This is a genomic window from Mucilaginibacter gracilis (assembly GCF_003633615.1).
GTDB classification, from domain to species: Bacteria; Bacteroidota; Bacteroidia; order Sphingobacteriales; family Sphingobacteriaceae; genus Mucilaginibacter; species Mucilaginibacter gracilis.
Map to the genome: position 1 here is coordinate 6,068,894 of NZ_RBKU01000001.1, position 19,531 is coordinate 6,088,424.

At 41.5% G+C, this 19,531-nt stretch carries 16 protein-coding genes; 7 read left to right on the top strand and 9 right to left on the bottom strand.

The annotated features are described in order from the left end of the window. Positions 1 to 121: 121 nt before the first annotated feature. Complete coding sequence (locus tag BDD43_RS27040) at positions 122 to 1,504, bottom strand: cytochrome ubiquinol oxidase subunit I (RefSeq protein ID WP_121201343.1); 1,383 nt, start codon at positions 1,502 to 1,504, stop codon at positions 122 to 124. A gap of 160 nt (positions 1,505 to 1,664) precedes the next feature. Between BDD43_RS27040 and BDD43_RS27045 the strand changes: the two genes are divergently transcribed. Further along, entirely contained in the window at positions 1,665 to 2,141 is a 477-nt protein-coding gene (locus tag BDD43_RS27045) for a hypothetical protein (protein ID WP_121201344.1), read from the top strand. On the opposite strand, the gene BDD43_RS27050 is transcribed toward BDD43_RS27045, so the two are convergent. Then, entirely contained in the window at positions 2,134 to 2,475 is a 342-nt protein-coding gene (locus BDD43_RS27050; RefSeq protein WP_121201345.1) for a cupin domain-containing protein, read from the bottom strand. The genes BDD43_RS27045 and BDD43_RS27050 overlap by 8 nt on opposite strands. Beyond that, entirely contained in the window at positions 2,456 to 5,026 is a 2,571-nt protein-coding gene (locus BDD43_RS27055; protein WP_121201346.1) for an OstA-like protein, read from the bottom strand. Before BDD43_RS27055 ends, BDD43_RS27050 begins: the two co-directional genes overlap by 20 nt. A gap of 52 nt (positions 5,027 to 5,078) precedes the next feature. Here BDD43_RS27055 and tilS point away from each other — a divergent pair, with 52 nt between their 5' ends. Together tilS and BDD43_RS27065 are read left to right on the top strand one after the other, a co-directional pair. After that, entirely contained in the window at positions 5,079 to 6,416 is a 1,338-nt protein-coding gene (gene tilS, locus BDD43_RS27060; RefSeq protein WP_121201347.1) for a tRNA lysidine(34) synthetase TilS, read from the top strand. Further along, complete coding sequence (locus tag BDD43_RS27065; protein ID WP_121201348.1) at positions 6,413 to 6,895, top strand: hypothetical protein; 483 nt, start codon at positions 6,413 to 6,415, stop codon at positions 6,893 to 6,895. The genes tilS and BDD43_RS27065 overlap by 4 nt, the downstream gene beginning before the upstream one ends. A gap of 108 nt (positions 6,896 to 7,003) precedes the next feature. Here BDD43_RS27065 and BDD43_RS27070 read toward each other — a convergent pair whose 3' ends face one another. From BDD43_RS27070 to mutL, 6 genes are all read right to left on the bottom strand, one after another. Next, on the bottom strand, positions 7,004 to 7,861 hold the full coding sequence (locus tag BDD43_RS27070; protein ID WP_147425756.1) for a DUF4440 domain-containing protein: 858 nt from the start codon (positions 7,859 to 7,861) through the stop codon (positions 7,004 to 7,006). Positions 7,862 to 7,976: 115 nt separating this feature from the next. After that, positions 7,977 to 9,437 carry a cysteine--tRNA ligase gene (gene cysS, locus BDD43_RS27075; RefSeq protein WP_121201350.1) on the bottom strand — a complete coding sequence of 487 codons (1,461 nt, stop codon included), beginning with the start codon at positions 9,435 to 9,437 and terminating at the stop codon, positions 7,977 to 7,979. A gap of 58 nt (positions 9,438 to 9,495) precedes the next feature. Next, positions 9,496 to 10,608 carry an endonuclease/exonuclease/phosphatase family protein gene (locus tag BDD43_RS27080; protein WP_121201351.1) on the bottom strand — a complete coding sequence of 371 codons (1,113 nt, stop codon included), beginning with the start codon at positions 10,606 to 10,608 and terminating at the stop codon, positions 9,496 to 9,498. After that, entirely contained in the window at positions 10,595 to 11,461 is an 867-nt protein-coding gene (locus BDD43_RS27085; RefSeq protein ID WP_121201352.1) for a rhomboid family intramembrane serine protease, read from the bottom strand. Before BDD43_RS27085 ends, BDD43_RS27080 begins: the two co-directional genes overlap by 14 nt. A 17-nt stretch (positions 11,462 to 11,478) precedes the next feature. Then, the gene (locus tag BDD43_RS27090; protein ID WP_121201353.1) at positions 11,479 to 12,195 is read right to left on the bottom strand and encodes a rhomboid family intramembrane serine protease; all 717 of its coding nucleotides are present in this window, start codon (positions 12,193 to 12,195) and stop codon (positions 11,479 to 11,481) included. A gap of 21 nt (positions 12,196 to 12,216) precedes the next feature. After that, on the bottom strand, positions 12,217 to 14,073 hold the full coding sequence (gene mutL, locus BDD43_RS27095) for a DNA mismatch repair endonuclease MutL (RefSeq protein WP_121201354.1): 1,857 nt from the start codon (positions 14,071 to 14,073) through the stop codon (positions 12,217 to 12,219). Positions 14,074 to 14,203: 130 nt separating this feature from the next. On the opposite strand from mutL, the gene BDD43_RS27100 reads away from it, so the two are divergent. From BDD43_RS27100 to bshA, 4 genes are all read left to right on the top strand, one after another. After that, a complete protein-coding gene (locus BDD43_RS27100; protein ID WP_121201355.1) occupies positions 14,204 to 15,835 on the top strand; it encodes an amidohydrolase in 1,632 nt (543 codons plus the stop codon). Continuing rightward, complete coding sequence (locus BDD43_RS27105) at positions 15,822 to 17,642, top strand: serine hydrolase domain-containing protein (protein WP_121202143.1); 1,821 nt, start codon at positions 15,822 to 15,824, stop codon at positions 17,640 to 17,642. The genes BDD43_RS27100 and BDD43_RS27105 overlap by 14 nt, the downstream gene beginning before the upstream one ends. A 9-nt stretch (positions 17,643 to 17,651) precedes the next feature. Then, complete coding sequence (locus BDD43_RS27110) at positions 17,652 to 18,125, top strand: hypothetical protein (protein WP_121201356.1); 474 nt, start codon at positions 17,652 to 17,654, stop codon at positions 18,123 to 18,125. A gap of 258 nt (positions 18,126 to 18,383) precedes the next feature. Next, a complete protein-coding gene (bshA, locus tag BDD43_RS27115; RefSeq protein ID WP_121201357.1) occupies positions 18,384 to 19,523 on the top strand; it encodes an N-acetyl-alpha-D-glucosaminyl L-malate synthase BshA in 1,140 nt (379 codons plus the stop codon). The last annotated feature ends 8 nt before the right edge of the window (positions 19,524 to 19,531 follow it).

The window sequence follows — 19,531 nt, forward strand, 5'->3', positions numbered from 1 at the left end:
TACATCTTTCCTCTTTTTAAAACACCTTCCCTTCCTCAGGGGGGATATTGTAAGAAATTTTTTTGTTCAAAACCGTTATATCTCATTTATAACACCTTGCGGTTGTGCCAAAAGGTAGCCATCAAATTTGCCCTTCCAACGAATCCGCCATCTCAATATGTCTTGGACTGTGATCCAAATTCTCTTCATCAAACGGACCATGTTTTATTTTTTTGTTGAGCAGATATATAAAAAGAACGAACAACACCAAATAAACCCAGGTAAACAAAATTAGCGAAAACACTATACTCCCCGCCTTAACCGCCTGCGATAATGCGTGCGACGTGCGCAGCAAACCGTAAACTACCCAAGGCTGCCGCCCAACTTCGGCACTGTACCAGCCAACCTGGTTGGCTATTTGCGGCAGCAATACCGAAAACGAAAATATAACCATGAGCCAATGCTTGTTAAACAGCTTTTTGCGCCACCATAAATAGCAGGCGTAAAGCGTTAAGGCTATCATTAACATACCGCAGGCCACCATTAAATGGTAGGTTTGGAAGACGAAATTAACAGCACTCGGCCTGTCTTCCTTTTTAAAATTATTGAGGCCGGTTAGCGGTTTATTAAAATCGCCTTCGGTTAAAAAACTCAGTCCACCCGGAATTTTCAATCCGTGGGTTTCTTGCTTCTTTTGGTCAACGTAGCCCATCAGGTACATATCGCCGGGCTTGGTGCCATCGTAATGCCCCTCCAGTGCGGCCAATTTTGCAGGTTGATATTTGGCAACAATATCTGCCGATTGGTGGCCCACAAACAACTGCGCCAATGCCGACACCGTAGCTACAATTAATGCTATTTTAAATGCCGATTTAGAAAACTCGATATAACGTTTACGGCGCAGGTAATAGGCCGAAATACTCAAAACTAAAAATGAACCCGAAAGAAAAGACCCCAGCCAAACATGCTCCATACGAGCCATTGACGATGGATTAAATACCATTGCCCAAAAATCGGTTATTTCGGCACGTGCGTGCATGCCTGTACCTACAATATGGTAACCTGCCGGTGTTTGCTGCCACGAGTTGGCTACCACTATCCACACTGCCGAAAACATAGAACCTAACGTTACCATTATTGTAGCAAAAAAGTGTACGCCCGGCTTTACCTTGTTCCATCCAAATAACAGCACACCTAAAAAGCCCGATTCTAACGCGAAGGCAAATATACCTTCTGCCGCCAGCGCGCTGCCAAAAACATCGCCCACATAGCGCGAGTACACAGCCCAATTGGTGCCAAACTCAAACTCCATTACAATACCGGTAGCTACGCCGATACCAAAAATAAGGGCAAAAATGCGGGTAAAAAACCTCGTCATTTGCTCGTAAAGCTTGAGGCCGGTTTTAAGGTACATGCCTTCCATTATCACCATAACCAGCCCAAGCCCAATGCTTAACGGCGGATAGATGTAATGAAAAGCTATGGTAAAAGCAAACTGTATGCGGGCAAGTATTTCAACATCCATAAACAATTCATTTTGAGTGGGTACATGGCAAATATCGGCAATGCATTAACGCTTGCGCCGTAAACCTAATACTTATTTGCAATTTAGAAAAAATATGAATTGTAACCGGTATGTTACGATGTGGAAAATTATGTTATGAATTATTATTTAGTTTAGTTTAATGAATTGGATAATACAAAAAAGCAAGAAAATAACATGTCACACTCTTTTAAATGAGATACTGACACCTATTTTAAATGAGGTTAAAGATTATAATTGGATATTTTCGGATATTGACTATAATGACTCTCAATCCAAAAATCTCCCAATTAATATGGATGATGAATACTTTGTCCTTACGCCTAAACAATTTGAGATAATACTAAATGCTGACGTTCAAATTTGGTGGGGAGTTGTATTAGGAGTACCTAACCATTTAAAAATAGCTGTTAATGAAAGCAATATTCCTTTAGCGGAGGGTAATGCGCTAATTTGGAAAGATGGTAATATTCAATATCCAGATGCCGAAATTGAAATCATTTGCTTTGATAGCGGGTACACCATTGTAAAATTCAAAAATGAGGTATTATCAAAACATTTTAAGGTTTATTTCCCCGAAGCTATTCAATTAGAAAAATTCTCTCAATCCTTTATATAAAATCTTCCCGCATTGGCGAAAATGCATCTACCAAAGTGCCGGCTTCCAAACATACAACGCCGTGTACCACATTTGGCGCTACGTAAAAGCCGTCGCCGTCTTTTAAAATACGTTTTTCGTCGCCTATGGTAACTTCAAATACACCGCCTGCAACATAGGCCACCTGCGTATGCGGGTGGCTGTGCAAGGCACCTATGGCGCCTTTTTCAAATTTGGCCTTAGCCATCATCATTTGTGCGTTGTAGCCAAAAATTTGTCGTTGTACTCCCCCACCCTGGTTTTGCCATTCAACTTCACTCTCGGCCAAAAAGGTTTTACTGTTTAGTTTGCTCATGTGGTTTTAGTTTAGCCGTGTCTGTTTTTGCTTTAATACGCGGCAAAGTATCCGTTTTGGCTTTGATGTGCGGCAGGGTATCCGTTTTTAAATTTATGCTATCTTTTGCCATGTGTAAACCCGGCTTAATTTCGCCTTTACCATCGGGTTTTGTTGGCAAGTTTTTACCATCTGGTTTAGCTGGTCCCTTTTTAACCGGTTTTTTAATTACCGGGTTAATGATAGCTTCTTTAGAAACCGGCCTGTCCTCGGGTTTCCAAATAAAGCCTCTTAGTATTTTTTTATCATCCTTAACCTGCGTAATAGGTGTTATAGTAGCATCGGGCTTTATGTATTCCATCACATCAAGCGGCTCGTTGTTTTTAAACCTTACGCGTATTTTACTGGTTATGCTGTGGCGCATTTGCGTAACCTTGCCGCTATCCCTCATAAAATAAATAGTTTCGGCATTGGCAAAAACAAACATCTTATCCATTTTGCCATTCTTAAAAAAGCCACGCATTTTTTTGCCGCCAACCTGGTTAAAATGTGTCGAATCGCCCTCCTCAATATTCACAATAAACGCCGATGGGTATAACTCAATATTATCCAACTGTTTCTTTTTCATTTGCAGGTTAATGGTATCTGCCGATAACTGCGAACCCTGCACCCATATCATGGGGTGAATGTACATCCGGGCAACCGAATCGCTGTAACTGAAAAATATGGAATCGGCCCGGGCCTGCAAATCCGATTTGAATATTTTTGCATGATGCGCGGCTGTTAAAATGCGCACCCTGGCCGTATCGCTCAGTTTTACTTCCTGACTTATATTAACCGAATCGACAGGGATAAACTTTTGAACTATAGGTTTAGCTACTTTTTGGGGCACAACAATTGCAGCTTTATGTTGCGAAGTATCTACAACCGTAGGTTTCTTTTTAAAATATCCCCGATGAAAAACTGTGGTGTCTGGTCGCATCCTCGCTATCGCAATATCGAGATATTTAACAGGCTTGGTGTTAGTATAAACTATTGACGGTATTATTTTGATGGATGTATCTCTTAGCCCGGCTATGCGGCGTTCTTCTTTTATTGTTTTAAGTTCTTTATAAGTTGTAATTCGAGTTTCAATGCTATCTGCCGTCATAAAAATAGAATCGCGTTTAATGCGCGTCGTATCTTTTTTAGGCAAAGTATCTTTTACTACAGGCATGTTTTTATTCGCCAAAGCATTACCTGCTTTAATTGCTTCATCTAACGAAGGCAACGATTTTTTTGCCGAAGTTAACGCAGCCTTATTATTAGCCGCAGCTTTTACACGGTTAATAACCGAATCGCGTTTTGATTTTGGCACGCCGTTTAGTTGAGCATTGGCCAAGTTTTTAAGGGCATTAACCTGCGCATTATCAATTACGGGCATGGTGTTTGGTGGCGCGGTAACTACCTGCCCTTTTGCAATAGCCTTTTTGGCCGTAGCAACAAGTGTATCTTTTTGCGATGGTGTAAGCGAAGCCGCCGCTTTAACAGCCATATCGCGGGCCTGCTTTACCTGTGCCGAATCCACAACGGGCATACTATTTTTTGGCGGATTGAGTGCTGGCTTTTTAACAACAGCAGTTTTTTGTTGCGTTGTAACGGAGTCTTTTTTAAGCACGCCGGGTTTGCTTGTTTTTGATGTGTCCTTTTCTTCGGTTACAAATACTACGTAGGCATGTTGGGTTACCAGGGTACGGTCGCCTTTTTTAAAGGTTTCGCCTAAGTCGCCATGCAAAATTATTTTTTGTTCGCTATCCTTAAAAGTAACATGTTTTACTGCTTTGCCATAGCCGGCCAACCTATCATAAAACAAACTATCGCCTTTTAACGATTTTGTATTCTGTTTATATAAATTTTTCTTTCCAAAAAAAGCCTGCTCCGTTTGCGTATTATAAGTACCGTTTTCGGTGTACAGCGTATCTTTATCTTTTTTGCCGTAAATATTGGTAGGCCCGTAAAAATAAGCTATCCGCGAACCCGAATTATACCGCAGGGTATCTGTTTTAATAATGGCATCAACAGTATTTAAAACCACGTTATACCTAAAATATGCATCGCGCGACGACGCAAAATAGTATCCGTTTTGGCTGGTGAGCGTATTATCTTTACTCACCAATTTACCGCCGCCGGTGTAGGTTCCAAACTTTGTGCCCGTGTTGTAGGTAAAATAGTTGGTGGTTAAAACAGCGTCCTTATCAATCAGGCGCACATTATCCGTCATAATGGCAATTTTGGTATTGCCCTGGTAATTTAGTTTATCGCCAAAAATATGCAGGGTATCGCCTTGTGTAATTATAACGTGGCCAAAGGCATCAAAAGCATTTTCTTTTTGGTGCAGGTAGGCACTGTCTGAACTGAGTATGGTATTATCTTGCTGAAAAACGGCCCTATATACTATGGTAAGCGTAACCCCGTCTTTAGTGTAACCGCGGGTAGAATCCGACTTGATAACACGTAACAACGAGCCCCGTTTTTGGCCCAAAACCTGGCCGCCAATCAACAGTAAAATAACGATCAAAAAATATTTATTCACAAAGCAAAATTAGTTTTTTGGTTGAGGTAATTAAATTAAATAATTTTGATGAATGCTGCCTATACAACAATTCAAAAATTTCATTGAAAAGCACCGTCTTTTTGAGCCCGGCCACAGTGTGCTTGCCGCTGTAAGCTCCGGGCGCGATTCGGTTTTGCTGGCACATTTGCTACAACAAAGCGGCATTAATTTTGGCATAGCACATTGCAACTTTCAACTGCGGCCCGCCGAGGCCCTGGCCGAACAAGCTTTTGCTAATAACCTCGCAAATAGTTTTGGGGTTGCGTTCCACACCACAAATTTTGATACCCAAAGTTACGCTAAACAAAATGGCATATCAACCCAAATGGCCGCGCGCCAACTGCGGTATACTTGGTTTGAGCACATCCGCAATAACTTTGGCTATAACTGCATTGCAGTAGCGCACCATCAAAACGACTCGGTAGAAACTATATTGCTTAACCTAACACGCGGCACAGGCATTGCCGGCATGCATGGTATTTTACCCAAAAACGGCCTTATTGTAAGGCCAATGCTTTTTTTAAACCGCAACGAAATTGACAACCTGGTTGCCAACAATAACCTGGCGTATATGGAAGATAGCTCTAACGCCTCCGTTAAATATGCGCGTAATAAAATAAGGCACCAGGTAATTCCGCACCTTAAAGAACTGAACCCAAAGCTTGAAGAAACCTTTGATAGCAATATTAAACGCTTCCGCGAACTGGAATTATTACTCCAAAATAAGCTTAACGAAATTATGCCCAAGGTGTTAATACCGCACGGCGACGATTTTTATATCCCGATAGCTGCAATTGAGCAACTTGAACCGCAACGTTTATTACTATTTGGCCTGCTTAACCCCTTTGGTTTTAGCGAACAGGTAATTGAGGATATGTTATCGGCTTTAAATAAGCACGCTGGCCGCGTTTTTGAAGCCCCGGCTTACATTTTAGTACTCGACAGAGATAAACTGGTATTAAGCAAACGCACCACTACTCCTCACCCCGTTGTAATTAAACCGGACGATAACGAGGTTAGCTATGCCGGCTTTAAGCTTACTTTGCTGCACGATGATTCGCCGCTTATTGTGCGTGATAACCCCATGGCACTTTCGGTTGATGCGGACGCATTAATATATCCGTTAACACTGCGCACCTGGCAACAGGGCGACTACTTTTACCCGATGGGAATGAAGGGTAAAAAAAAGTTAAGCGATTTTTTTGTAAATGAAAAAATTGCCCTGAATGAGAAAAACCAAATACCTATATTAGTTAACGGAAATAACGAGGTAATTTGGATATGTGGTTACCGTAGCGACGAACGCTATAAAGTAACCGCACACACCAAAAAAGTTATTATCTTCGAACTGTACAAGTTGAACTTATGAGCGACAAACCTGCCTTTTTGGAAAAACAATACCTGGGCCGCGAATGGATACCCATTACCATACGATTAGTTTTAGTAGTTTTTTGCTTTGTGATTTACTTTTTTACCGGCGACCGCGAACGTAACAGCGATTTACTGCTGGTAGTAGGTTTTGGAATTTTGATTATATCAATTATAATGGGCTTTTTGCTGCATTTCCGCACCACCGTGCAAAATAACAGCATTATTTTAAACGGCCTTTGGACAACCCGTCTGGTAAAAATTGATTTAAACAGCATTGTAAAGGTTGAAAAAGGAAACTATAGCCGTTACTTATTTAACAACCCGGTTTACAACTTACATAAAAAAGGCACCATCCGGTTTTTTACTTCCGGTAATGATGCCATACATTTAACAGACCGCGATGGCCTCATTTATATTATTGGCTCGCAACATGTTAACGAATTTGAAAGAGCCATTAAAACAGAAATGAAAAAGTAATGTAAATGAGTAGATGTGCAAATTTGTAAATGAAATAAATTATTCCCAATAATCTGCGCATCTACTCATCTGCACATTCGCACATCTACTCATTTGCACATTGGCAAACTATTTCTCTACCGAGGAGAACACTTCTAATAATATATTCCACCTGTGTTGGGAGTCCATGTCCCAAATGCGTACATAGTTATAGTCGGCTGTAATATTCCCCTTTTTAATCTGCGCTACCCCATAGCTATAAGCCAAATCGCTACTTGCCGAGCGGCCCGCACTGGTTGTTTTGGCAACAATAGAGATAGCCTCGTTGTTAACAAATTTCATAATTTTGTCTTTCCCAACAAAAGGTTCAAAACCAGGGAAATAATAGTGTGCATCTTCGTCCAAAAACTCCTTATAAGTAGCCATTGCCGATAAAGTAAGCGAATGGTTAAACTGTTCTTCGGTAGCTAATATTATCCGTTTATTTTTAAAGGGGTCTTTGCTTGGAGGTGTAACCTCGGCTTCGGGCTCTTTACAGTCCAGTACTTCTTGTTGCTCCGGCTCGGGGTGCTGCACACCAAGGTTTATCAACAACTTTAATTTACTATCGCCGCTTGTGCGCCATACCGATACGTAGTGGCCGTAAACCTTATCGGTATCGGCCTTACTGTTTTGATAAGTATATGGCCCGGTAGAAAAAGCCAGATCACCATTGGCAGATATGCGTGCAAATTTAGGCTGCCAGGTTAGGTTACCGGGTTGCTTATCAATGGTGCTGTAAAACTCTTTAGCGTTAACGGCATTGGGCTTAAATACCACGCCTTCATCATCAAGTACCGATAAAAAACCATCTTTTATCCCCTTACGGGCAACGGTTTTATCAAAGGTTTCGTCGGCGTCAACCACGGTTTTAACCTGCGCCTTTTGTGCAAAAACCATCCCCGAAAGGCATATTATTAATAGAGAACTTGCAATTATTGTTTTCATGTATGGAAGTGATAGTAAATTAGCGCCCTAAAATTTGATTATTAAAACGGGCCGCCATTATTTTATATATAACGTACTTGGTGTTTATTTATGATTTTATGAATAGCCTTGGCTATTATATTTTGCTCCAGGTTGTGCCTTCTTTGCTATCTTTTAGCTGGAAGCCTATTTGTTGTAAGCCGTTCCGTATCTTGTCGGATGTGGCGTAATCCATATTGCTTTTGGCCTCGCTGCGCAAGTTAATAATAAAGTCAATCACCTTGGGTAACTCATCGTTGGCGGCTTGTTCGTTTTTTAAGCCCAGTATATCAACCACAAAATGCTGTATGATGTTTTTAAGAACCTCATAATTTTTAGCGTCGATACTGGTTTTACCATCATATATCGAATTAATGATCTTCGAAATTTCAAACAATTCGGCAACTAACACCGGGCTGTTAAAATCATCATTCATGGCAGCATAACAGGCATTTTCTATCTCGTTTAACTGAACATCACTGTGTGCAGATACTTTCAGTCCGTCAACCAATGCAAAGGCATTCATCAGGCGTTTAAAGCCTTTTTCTGATGCTTCCATGGCATCGTTCGAAAAATCGAGCGTACTGCTGTAGTGGGTTTGCAGCATAAAAAACCGCACCGTCATGGGGCTGTAGGCCTTGCTTAAAATGGTATTATTGCCGGTAAATAATTCATCGGGCAAAAAGCTATTGCCTAACGATTTCGACATTTTTTGCCCGTTAACCGTTAGCATATTTGTATGTACCCAATACTTTGCCGGGTTTTTACCGCAGCAGGCTATGTTTTGTGCAATTTCGTTGGTGTGGTGCGTGGGCACCAAATCAATACCGCCGCCATGTATGTCAAATTGCTCGCCCAGGTATTTATTACTCATTGCCGAGCATTCCAAATGCCAACCCGGGAAACCAACGCCCCAGGGCGAAGGCCATTTCATTAAATGCTCGGGCTTGGCTTTTATCCAAAGGGCAAAATCAAGTTTACCGCGCTTATCGTCTTGCCCGCCCAGGTTGCGGGTATTGTTCAGCATATCGTCAAGGTTACGGCCATTTAGCACGCCGTAATCTTTAGTTTGGTTATATTTTTCCACGTCAAAATAAACCGATCCGTTTACTTCGTAAGCGTAGCCCTTTTTTATAATTATTTTTACCAGTTCTATCTGCTCAATAATATGGCCGGTTGCCGTGGGCTCAATACTTGGTGGCAAGGTGTTTAATATCCTCATCACATCCCTAAAACCTACGGTGTACTTTTGCACAATTTCCATAGGCTCCAATTGCGCTAATTTTGCCTTTTTAGATATTTTGTCTTCTCCCTCGTCGGCATCACCTTCAAGGTGACCGGCATCGGTAATATTGCGCACGTAACGCACCTGGTAACCAATATGGGTTAAATACCTAAAAATTAAATCGAATGATATATAAGTACGTGCATTGCCCATATGGGCATCGCTATAAACGGTAGGGCCACAAACATACATGCCCACATGCGGAGCGTTAAGGGGCTTAAATTCTTCTTTTTTACGGGTTAGTGTATTGTAAACAAATACTTTTTGTTCCATGTGGCAAACTTACATAATTTCGGCAAACAGTTAATCAGGCACTGCTTTTTATTGATTTTTAGGGAAGCGATAAATCGCTGCGGACGGCGTAATGATCCGACGCCTTTTTTTCTATCACGGTGTAATTCATTACCTTAAACTGCGGGCTCACCATAATATAATCTATCTGGTAGTTGGGGATATCGCCGTTATAGGTGCGCCCAAGGCCTCTTCCCTGCTCGCGGAATGCGTTTTTTATACCATCGGCCATTTGGTTAACCGCCCACGATGATGGTGTATCGTTAAAATCGCCGGCTATGATGTATGGAAAAGGACACTTGGCCATTTCGGCCTTCATCACCTTAACCTGATCGCTGCGACGGATAAAACCCAGTTTGAGTTTACTACCAATGCGCCGCGACCCGGTGATGCTGGTTCGGCGCTGTTGCGTTACGCTATCCATATAAATATGATCCTGAGCGGAAAATAAGAACGACTGGAGATGCACGCAATAAACCCTTATTGTTTTACCGTTTATTGTAACATCAACAAAAATAGCCTTAGTATCCGAATTATCCGAAGCCAGCATAATTACCCCATGATTAACAATCGGGTATTTTGATACGATGGCCAAACCGCTGCCATTATCAGGCTGACTGCCAAATGGTTTAAAGTAATAATTTGAAGTTTGAAGTATTTTCTTTATCGAATCGCACATAGCTGTACGGCCCTTGCTTGTGGAGTAAAACTCCTCCATGTTGATGATATCGGGCTGCTGATCTTTTATAATCTGCAAAATTTCGCGCCGGGTTGGGATATTATAATCCATCGGCGAATTAAAGCTATGCACGTTATACGCCATCATCCTAATCTGGCTTCCGTCGGCCTTGGCCCGGTCGGTGTCGGTTTTATTATGGAAACCTATATTTTTTTGAAGCACTCCCCATCCTACGGCCACACTTAAAACAGATATCAAAATTTGAATTTTAAACCTAAACAGCCAATAAAGTGCCAGCAAACCATTAACAAGCAACAAAGGCGGATAGGCCAGGCCAAAAAAAGCAATAAGCCAAAAACTTTTAGGGTCGGTAAACGGTGCCAGGTAGCTCACCAATAAAGCAAACGCAAAACAATAGTTGATAAAGAGAATAATACGGTCGAAAAAACCGAGCCTGCCTTTAGCTCCTATCATCTTTACTCGCTCTAAATAATGTTTCTTTTTCCTGCTTGCTCAGGCTATCATATCCAACCTTCGAAATTTTATCTAAAATATTATCTATCTCATCCTGCCGTGGCTTACTGCTCACGCTCCCCGCCGAATTTTTAACCACCACTTTAAGCTTTGATCTGGATTTAAAAAGCTTGCTTATCCCATCTCCCCAATCGTTACCACGGTTTAATTGCCTTACGTAAATAAAGCCTATTAAAGCCCCGCCAAGGTGTGCTAACTCGCCACCGGCATTAGGGCCAACAATACTTAAAAAATCAAATACCACATAAACAATTGCAATCCACTTTAACTTTACCTCGCCTAAAAACATCAGATAAATGCTATAATTGGGTAATAGTGTTGCTGTACCAACTATGGTAGCCATAACACAGGCCGAAGCACCTACAACGGTTGAAACCGCCTTAACCTCAGAAAAAAGCGGAAATAAATTGTACGCCGCCACATAAAAAAAGGCACCTGCCAAACCCCCAAAAAAGTAAATGGTTAATAATTTTTTACCTCCAAGATATTCCTCAAAAATTTGGCCTATCCAAAAAAACCATAACATGTTAAACAGGATGTGGAAAATACCATCGTGCATAAACATGTAAGTAACAGGTGTCCAAAAACGGGTTAAGAGCTTTGGAAGTGACGATGGCAGTGCGAGGTAGCTAACTATCAGATCGTGAAAAAAATCCTGCCGGGTAATTAACAACTCGAAAACGTAAACAATGCCCAGCACCAAAAATACTGCTACATTAATGCCTATAAGCAGGTTTACTTTTCTTCCAGAATGTATTACCTTAAAACGTATCTCTTCCCAAATAGTGCTCATAATTTAATTAACAAAATTTAGTGGTAAAAATTGTCGCGCCGGTTTAATCCCCATATTTTTATCATAATAAAACCAAATAGTGCTCCGCCAATGTGCGCAAAATGCGCTACCGAATCGCCCTTAAATTGCCCCAGTCCCGAAATTAATTCAAAAACCACGTAACCCGAAACAAAATATTTTGCCTTAATAGGTATCGGGAAAAATATAAGCATTAACTCAACGTCCGGAAAAAGTACTGCAAAGGCTATCAATATCCCAAAAACCGCTCCCGACGCTCCCAAAATTGGCGTATAATAAATCTCTGCCATTTTTTGATAAGCTGGCGAGCCTTCTAAAACTGTCCAGTCAACAACGGTGTACGTTCTAACAATATTATGAATTTCTATGGCTTGTACAGCCATGTTACAAAACAATGCACCTATACCGCATATAAAGTAAAAATTAAAAAAGCGCTTTGAACCCATTGTTTGTTCGAGCGCGGGCCCAAAAATGAACAAGGCGAACATGTTGCCAATGATGTGCATGATATTATTGGGGTCGTGCATAAACATGTACGAAATAATTTGCCAGGGCTTAAAAAGTTCAGAATCAAAATAAAATGCCGAAAAGAGCCTCACCATATTAATATGACTACCTAATAACCAGGTAGCTACATAAAAAATAATATTTATAATTAGTAAGTTTTTTACTACCGGTGTTAAATTAGCCAATGGCGACTGCCTGTAATTACTCATGTTATGTTTGCGTAAACGCTGTTATTTTTCAAATTTTTCTAAAAGTTCGGCCAAAGTAAATGTAATAATTATGGGCTTGCCACTCAATGATATATTGGGCATTTGGCAGGCAAATAACTGATCTACCAATATATTCATTTCTTCGAGTGATAGCCTGGTGCCTGCTTTAATGGCACCGTTGCGCGCCAGCGCCCGGGCCAAATTATCCCGTTTATCTAACTTTAAAATAGCAAGGTTGTTTTTAAAACCTTCTAATAAATGCTCTAATAATTCGTGCTCGTTGGCATTGGGCAATTCGGCTGGTATACCCTCAACTACAACGGTATTTTTACCAAACTCGCGTATATCAAACCCAAGGGCACGCACATCTGGCAGCAGTTCGCGCAGCATCTCAAAATCGGCTCCGTTAAGGGTAACGCTTTGCGGAAATAAAGTTTGCTGGCTTACGCCCGAATGATTTTCTAACTGCTGTAAAAAACGTTCGTACAGTACCCTTTCGTGTGCGTATTGCTGATTTAAAAGCATAAAGCCCGACTTGATCTGCGATAATATTAAACGGTTATGAATCTGAAAAAGTTGCCTCTCGCTCGATTTAATCACCTGTTCATCGTTTATCTCAACCTTTTGTTCGCCCGTATCCATTTGGTGCTGCTGCGGCGCATCACGCTGGCTTATTTGGTACAGGGTATCCCAGTTTGCCGGAATTGCCGATTTTTGATAATCGCCGTGGTTCCTGAAATTAGGATCGCGCTTGGTTGTACTCTCGGCTGCAAACGGATTAAAATCGGGGTTAAAACTAATACTTGGCGCAACAATATCTTCGAGCGGCTTGGCCGTTATTAAATGCTCTATGCTATTTTCCTGGTCAAAATCAATTGTAGGTGTAATATTATACCTGCCCAACGAACGCTTTACCGCCGAGCGGATAATGGCATAAATTGATTTTTCGTCCTGATATTTAATTTCCGTTTTGGTGGGATGAACGTTAATATCAATTTTGGCCGGGTCAATATCAATAAACAAAACGTACAGCGGATAACTTTCATCGGGCAACAACTCCTCAAAGGCCGTCATTACGGCGTGGTTTAAATAGCCATCCTTAATAAAGCGGTTATTCACAAAAAAAAACTGCTCGCCGCGGGTTTTACGCGCAAACTCGGGCTTGCCTACGTAGCCCTTCAGGTTTATGATAGAAGTTTCTTCCTCAACCGGTACCAAACGCTGGTTATATTGATTGCCAAGCAAATGGATAATGCGTTGCTTTAAACTTGCGGAAGGTAAATGGTAAACCTCCTGCCCATCGTGGTGAAGCGTAAAAAATATTTGCGGGTTAGCTAACGCTACACGCTGAAACTCATCAATAATATGCCGCATTTCTACCGGGTTACCCTTTAAAAAATTACGGCGGGCCGGGATATTATAAAACAGGTTTTTAATGCAAATGGATGTTCCGGCATTGCATTGGCAGGCCTCCTGCTTAACAACTTCCGATCCTTCAATTTCTATCAGCGTCCCTAATTCATCTTCAACACGGCGTGTTTTTAACTCAACCTGCGCTATGGCTGCTATTGATGCCATGGCCTCGCCCCTAAAACCCATGGTACGGATGGCAAATAAATCTTCGGCTTTTCGTATTTTTGACGTGGCATGGCGTTCAAAACACATACGGGCATCGGTAAGGCTCATTCCGCAACCGTTATCAATCACCTGTATCAATGATTTTCCGGCATCCTTTAGTATCAGTTGTATTTTATCAGCCCCGGCATCTATGGCATTTTCAATTAGTTCTTTTACGGCCGACGCCGGCCTTTGCACCACTTCGCCCGCTGCAATTTGGTTAGCAACCGAGTCGGGTAAAAGTTGGATTATATCAGACATTTAAAAAAATTCCCTTCAATTTCAATTTCGTTGCTAATTTAGAAAAATGATGCCACAACTTTACTGTTCAATTTGTGTTATACGTACATCCCTTACATAAAATGACATCTTATTTATATTGAAAAACACAATGAAAAAATTGTTGCCGCTACTGCTTTTATTTGTAATAGCCTGTAAATCAAAAAAACACGGAGCCGACCTCCTGGTTAAAAATGCTCGGGTTTATACAGTAAATAATAATTTTGATACGGTAAATGCATTTGTAGTAACCGGCGGTAAAATTGTAGCCGTGGGCAAAACCGATAGTCTGGAAAAAATATATGATGCCCGGCAGGTGCTTGATGCCGGTAAAAAAGCAATATACCCCGGTTTTATTGATGCTCATGCACATTTTTATAACTATGGAATTGATTTGGAACAGGCAAACCTGGTTGGCACAACCAGTTGGACGGCGATAGTTGATTCGGTACTGGCGTTTTCAAAAAACAATACCGATGGCTGGCTCATTGGCCGCGGCTGGGACCAAAACCATTGGGCCGTAAAGCAATTTCCTAACAAAAGCAAGCTCGATTCGCTTTTCCCGGCAAGGCCCGTAATGCTTACCCGTATAGACGGCCATGCCGCAATAGTTAACCAGGCTGCACTAAATATAGCCGGCATTAAACCTGGCCAAACCATTGCAGGCGGCCAAATTGAAACCGTTAATGGCAAACTTACCGGTATTTTAGTTGATAATGCCGTGGGCCTGGTAAAGCATAAAATGCCGCCCCCTAGTGATGAGCAAGTACAAAGTGCTTTTACCAATGCACAAAGCAATTGCTTTGCCGTTGGTTTAACTACTGTTGATGATTGCGGCCTTGATTACCAACTGCTGGCACCCATAAAACAATTACAAAACGAGGGTATACTAAAAATGCGCTTGTATGTAATGCTTGCCGATAAACCCGAAAACTATACCTACTTAATTAAACATGGCATTATAAAAACATCCCGCTTAAATGTGCGGGCCTTTAAAGTTTATGCTGATGGTGCGCTTGGTTCGCGCGGGGCCTGTTTATTGGCCGACTATAGCGATCAAAAAAAATGGAAAGGCTTTCTGCTCAGTCCCGAACAGCATTTTAAAGATGTCGCAAAAAAAATAGCCGATAATGGTTTCCAGATGTGTACCCATGCCATTGGCGATTCGGCAAACCGTGTTATGCTTAAAATTTATGCCGGTGTTTTAAAGGGGAAAAATGATAAGCGCTGGCGCATAGAACATGCGCAGGTACTGTCGCCAAATGATATTGAACTATTTGGACAAAATAGCATCATACCATCGGTACAGCCCACACATGCCACATCTGATATGAAATGGGCAATACAGCGTTTGGGCCCTAAACGCATCAAAAGTGCTTATGCCTACAAACAATTGCTCAATCAAAACGGATGGGTACCGCTCGGTACAGATTTTCCCGTAGAAAACATTAACCCCATGTACACCTTTTACGCCGCCGTAGCGCGTAAAGATTTAAAAGGATGGCCAAACAAGGGCTTCCAGATAGAAAACGCATTAAGCCGCCAGCAAGCCTTAATGGGCATTACCATATGGGCGGCAAAAAGCAATTTTGAAGAAAAAGAAAAAGGCAGCATTGAAGTTGGCAAATATGCCGATTTTGTGATGCTCAACCAGGATATTATGCAAATTAACGATACCGAATTACCTACCGTAAAGGTGATGAAAACGTATGTTAACGGAGAAAAAGTTTATGAGAAAAATTAGTATATACCACTGTTTAGCTTCCATTTTTGCCGGAGTTATCCTATTACAAACGGCATGCGCACAAAACCCGCACGCGGCCAATGCATCTATTTTAGCCGAAGAACGGTTAATAGAACAGTCAACCGTGCTGCTTAATAACGAGCAACAATTTATTCCTATCCAAAACCTCGATCAGGGTAAAGTGGCGAGCGTGCATTTTAGCTACGCGTTTTCGGCCATGTTTGATAGTTTGCTAAACAAGTATACCAAAGTTCAGTCCTTTAACGGTAATACATACACAGGGCAAAGCAGCCTTGCCGATCTGACTGACGAGTTAAAAATGTACAACACCATTATTGTATCATTAAGCGAAACCGAAACCAACAACAAGCCGCTGATAGATTTTATTAACAGCAACAAAAAACTAAAGAATGTTGTGTTAGTGGTATTTGGTAAGGGCACCGCCCTTGCCCCCCTGGATGCCGTTACCGCACCCATTGTTTGGACGGAAAGGCAAACCGCATTATCTGCCAGTTATGCAGCCCAGGTAATTTTTGGCGGTATCGCGGTAACGCAAAAACTACCCAAGGGCTTTTCGGTAAAATACCGGTACGGTACTGGGTTTTTAACTGCTAAAACCCGTTTGCAATATACCGTTCCGGAGGATGCGGGCATTAACGCCAACAACCTGCTGGCTATTGACGATATAGCGCGCGAAGCCATCAGTCAGCATGCCACGCCGGGTTGTGTGGTTATGGTAGCTAAAGATGGTAAGGTAATTTTTAACAAAGCCTATGGTTACCACACCTATGATGACCTGATACCCGATAATATTACCGATATTTTTGATTTGGCGTCTATGACCAAAATATCGGCAACAACCATGACGGCCATGAAGCTAACCGGCGACGGTAAAATGAACCTCGACTCAACCCTGGGTTATTATATTGCCAAGGCGAAGGCAACCAACAAAAGCGATATTAAGGTGCGCGAGCTTTTATTGCATGAAGCCGGATTGATACCGGATATTGCCACTTTTACCAAAATTAAACCTACCGATTATAGTGCCGATTCGTCTGCCGCTTTCCCAACCAAGGTAAACGACAACTATTTTTTAAGGAAAGACTATTTTAAGGATGTAATGTACCCCGATATGCTGAACTCGCCGGTACGCACCCGAGGCAAATACGTGTACAGCGACCTGAGTATGTTGTTTATGAAAGAGGTTGAAGAAAACATAACGGCGGTGCCGCTTAACATTTACGTTCAGCAACAGTTTTATACGCCGCTGGGTATGCAAACGGCGGGCTTTTTGCCTTTATACCGCTTTAAAAAAGATCGCATTATCCCAACCGAAAACGACGAAAAAGACCGCCACGCATTGCTGGACGGCTACGTACACGATCCTACCGCAGCCTTGCTTGGCGGCGTTGCAGGGCACGCAGGTTTATTTGCCAACAGTAACGATGTGGCAATTTTATATCAAATGGTACTTAACGGCGGCACTTATGGGGGCGTACAATATTTGAAACCAGAGATAGTAAAAATGTTTACCGCTAAATACTCTGATAATAGCCGCCGTGGTTTGGGTTTCGACAGGTGGGATCCAAACATTAGCCTGGGTTATCCATCAAAACTGGCCTCGCCCGAAACTTATGGGCATACAGGCTATACCGGCACCTGCGTTTGGGTTGACCCTAAAAGTAACCTGGTATATATTTTTCTTTCAAACAGGGTAAACCCCAAGGTTAGCGACAAGTTATCGCAACTAAAAATACGCGGCCGCATCCAGGATGCTATTTACGAAGCTATTGCGAAGGGTAATTAAAATTTAGAGATGAAAATATTTTTGTTCTTGCTCGTTTTAAAAACCTCAATTTTATTCAATCCCTTTGACTATAAATACGAGGAAAACAAGTTCAATAAAACATTGGTTTTAAATGGTTTGAAAGGTAAATTAATAAAGAAAAAAATAAACGATTCAGAAAGATTTCAAGGCAGATATTTAGGGCGTATGAAAACAAAATCTGGTCAAGAATATGATGTCATTTCGTTTTCGTATTTATTTAATTTAAAGAACAGTCCCACAGCCGAAAGCCACATCTTTTTTTATGATAAACAACACTTATATGTTGGGAGTTACCATTTGAATTCAACAGATGAACTACCGCAGCGCATTATCCAAAATAAACTGTATTTTGAAATACCCGGTTGCAAAAACAAAATTATAATTGATTTTAGTAAAGGTATAAACCCCGCTATTAACTTAGGATGTGGTAACGAAAACAACTATTATGAATTTCAAAAATAAAAGCTTCGTTTTTTTTGATAAGTCAAGGAGAAATTGATCTTATAGCAATTTCTCCGCTTCGTAACCCATTTGTCAGCGTTTTAATTTTTACATACCGTTCACATTAAATGTAAATAATGCATCTACCTTCGGCACAAATTAAAACTATGTGCGGTGCAGATGGTTTTATAGTAAACCCATCAAACTGGTGAAAATGTTTTGTGCAACGTTATTATTATACAACACCTTCTCATCACAATTTAAAAACGAAACTCACCGATGAAAATTGGAATTGTATGTTATCCTACTTTTGGCGGCAGTGGTGTTGTAGCTACCGAATTGGGTAAAGCCCTGGCCGATAATGGCCACCAGGTACATTTTGTTACCTATAACCAACCCGCCCGCCTCGATTTTTTTTCGGAAAATCTTTTTTATCACGAGGTATCTATATCCAAATATCCACTGTTTGATTATCCGCCTTATGAGCTTGCCCTGGCCAGCAAACTGGTTGATGTGGTACGGTTTGAAAACCTGGATATTTTGCATGTACACTATGCCATTCCGCATGCTTCGGCGGCATTTATGGCTAAACAGATATTACTTACTTACGGTATTCATATACCGGTGGTTACCACACTGCACGGCACCGATATTACGCTGGTTGGTAAAGATCGTACCTATAAACCGGTAGTTACCTTTTCCATCAATAAATCCGACGGAGTAACCGCCGTTTCGCAGGATTTAAAGGACGACACCTTAAAGTTTTTTGAGATAGAAAACGAAATAAGGGTAATACCAAACTTTATTGATTTAAAGCGCTTTAGCATGAAAGCTAAAGATCACTTTAAAAAAGCTATAGCACCCGCAGGCGAAAAAATATTGATCCATACATCCAACTTCCGTAAAGTTAAGCGCACGCAGGATGTTATCCGGATATTTGCCATTGTAAACAAAACCATACCGTCTAAATTGTTGATGGTTGGCGATGGGCCCGAACGATCAGAATGCGAACAGCTTTGCCGCGATTTGCATGTTACCGATAACGTTCGTTTTTTAGGAAAACAGGAAGCAATTGAAGAAATACTTTCAGTGTCCGATCTGTTTATGATGCCATCACAATCAGAAAGCTTTGGCCTGGCCGCGTTGGAAGCCATGGCTTGCCGTGTACCCGTAATTAGCTCTAATGCAGGTGGCTTGCCCGAACTGAATATTGAAGGCGTAACGGGCTTTATGTGCGAGCCGGGAGATATTGACGGCATGGCCGAAAAAGCCATCTATATTTTAGAAAACGACGAGCGGCTTGATACCTTTAAAAACAACTCGCTTGCACGGGCAAAAGAGTTTGATTTAAGCCTGATACTACCTGTTTACGAAAGCTATTACCAGGAAGTAATTGCGCGCAGCAAGGCCATCGCATAAAAGCTTAC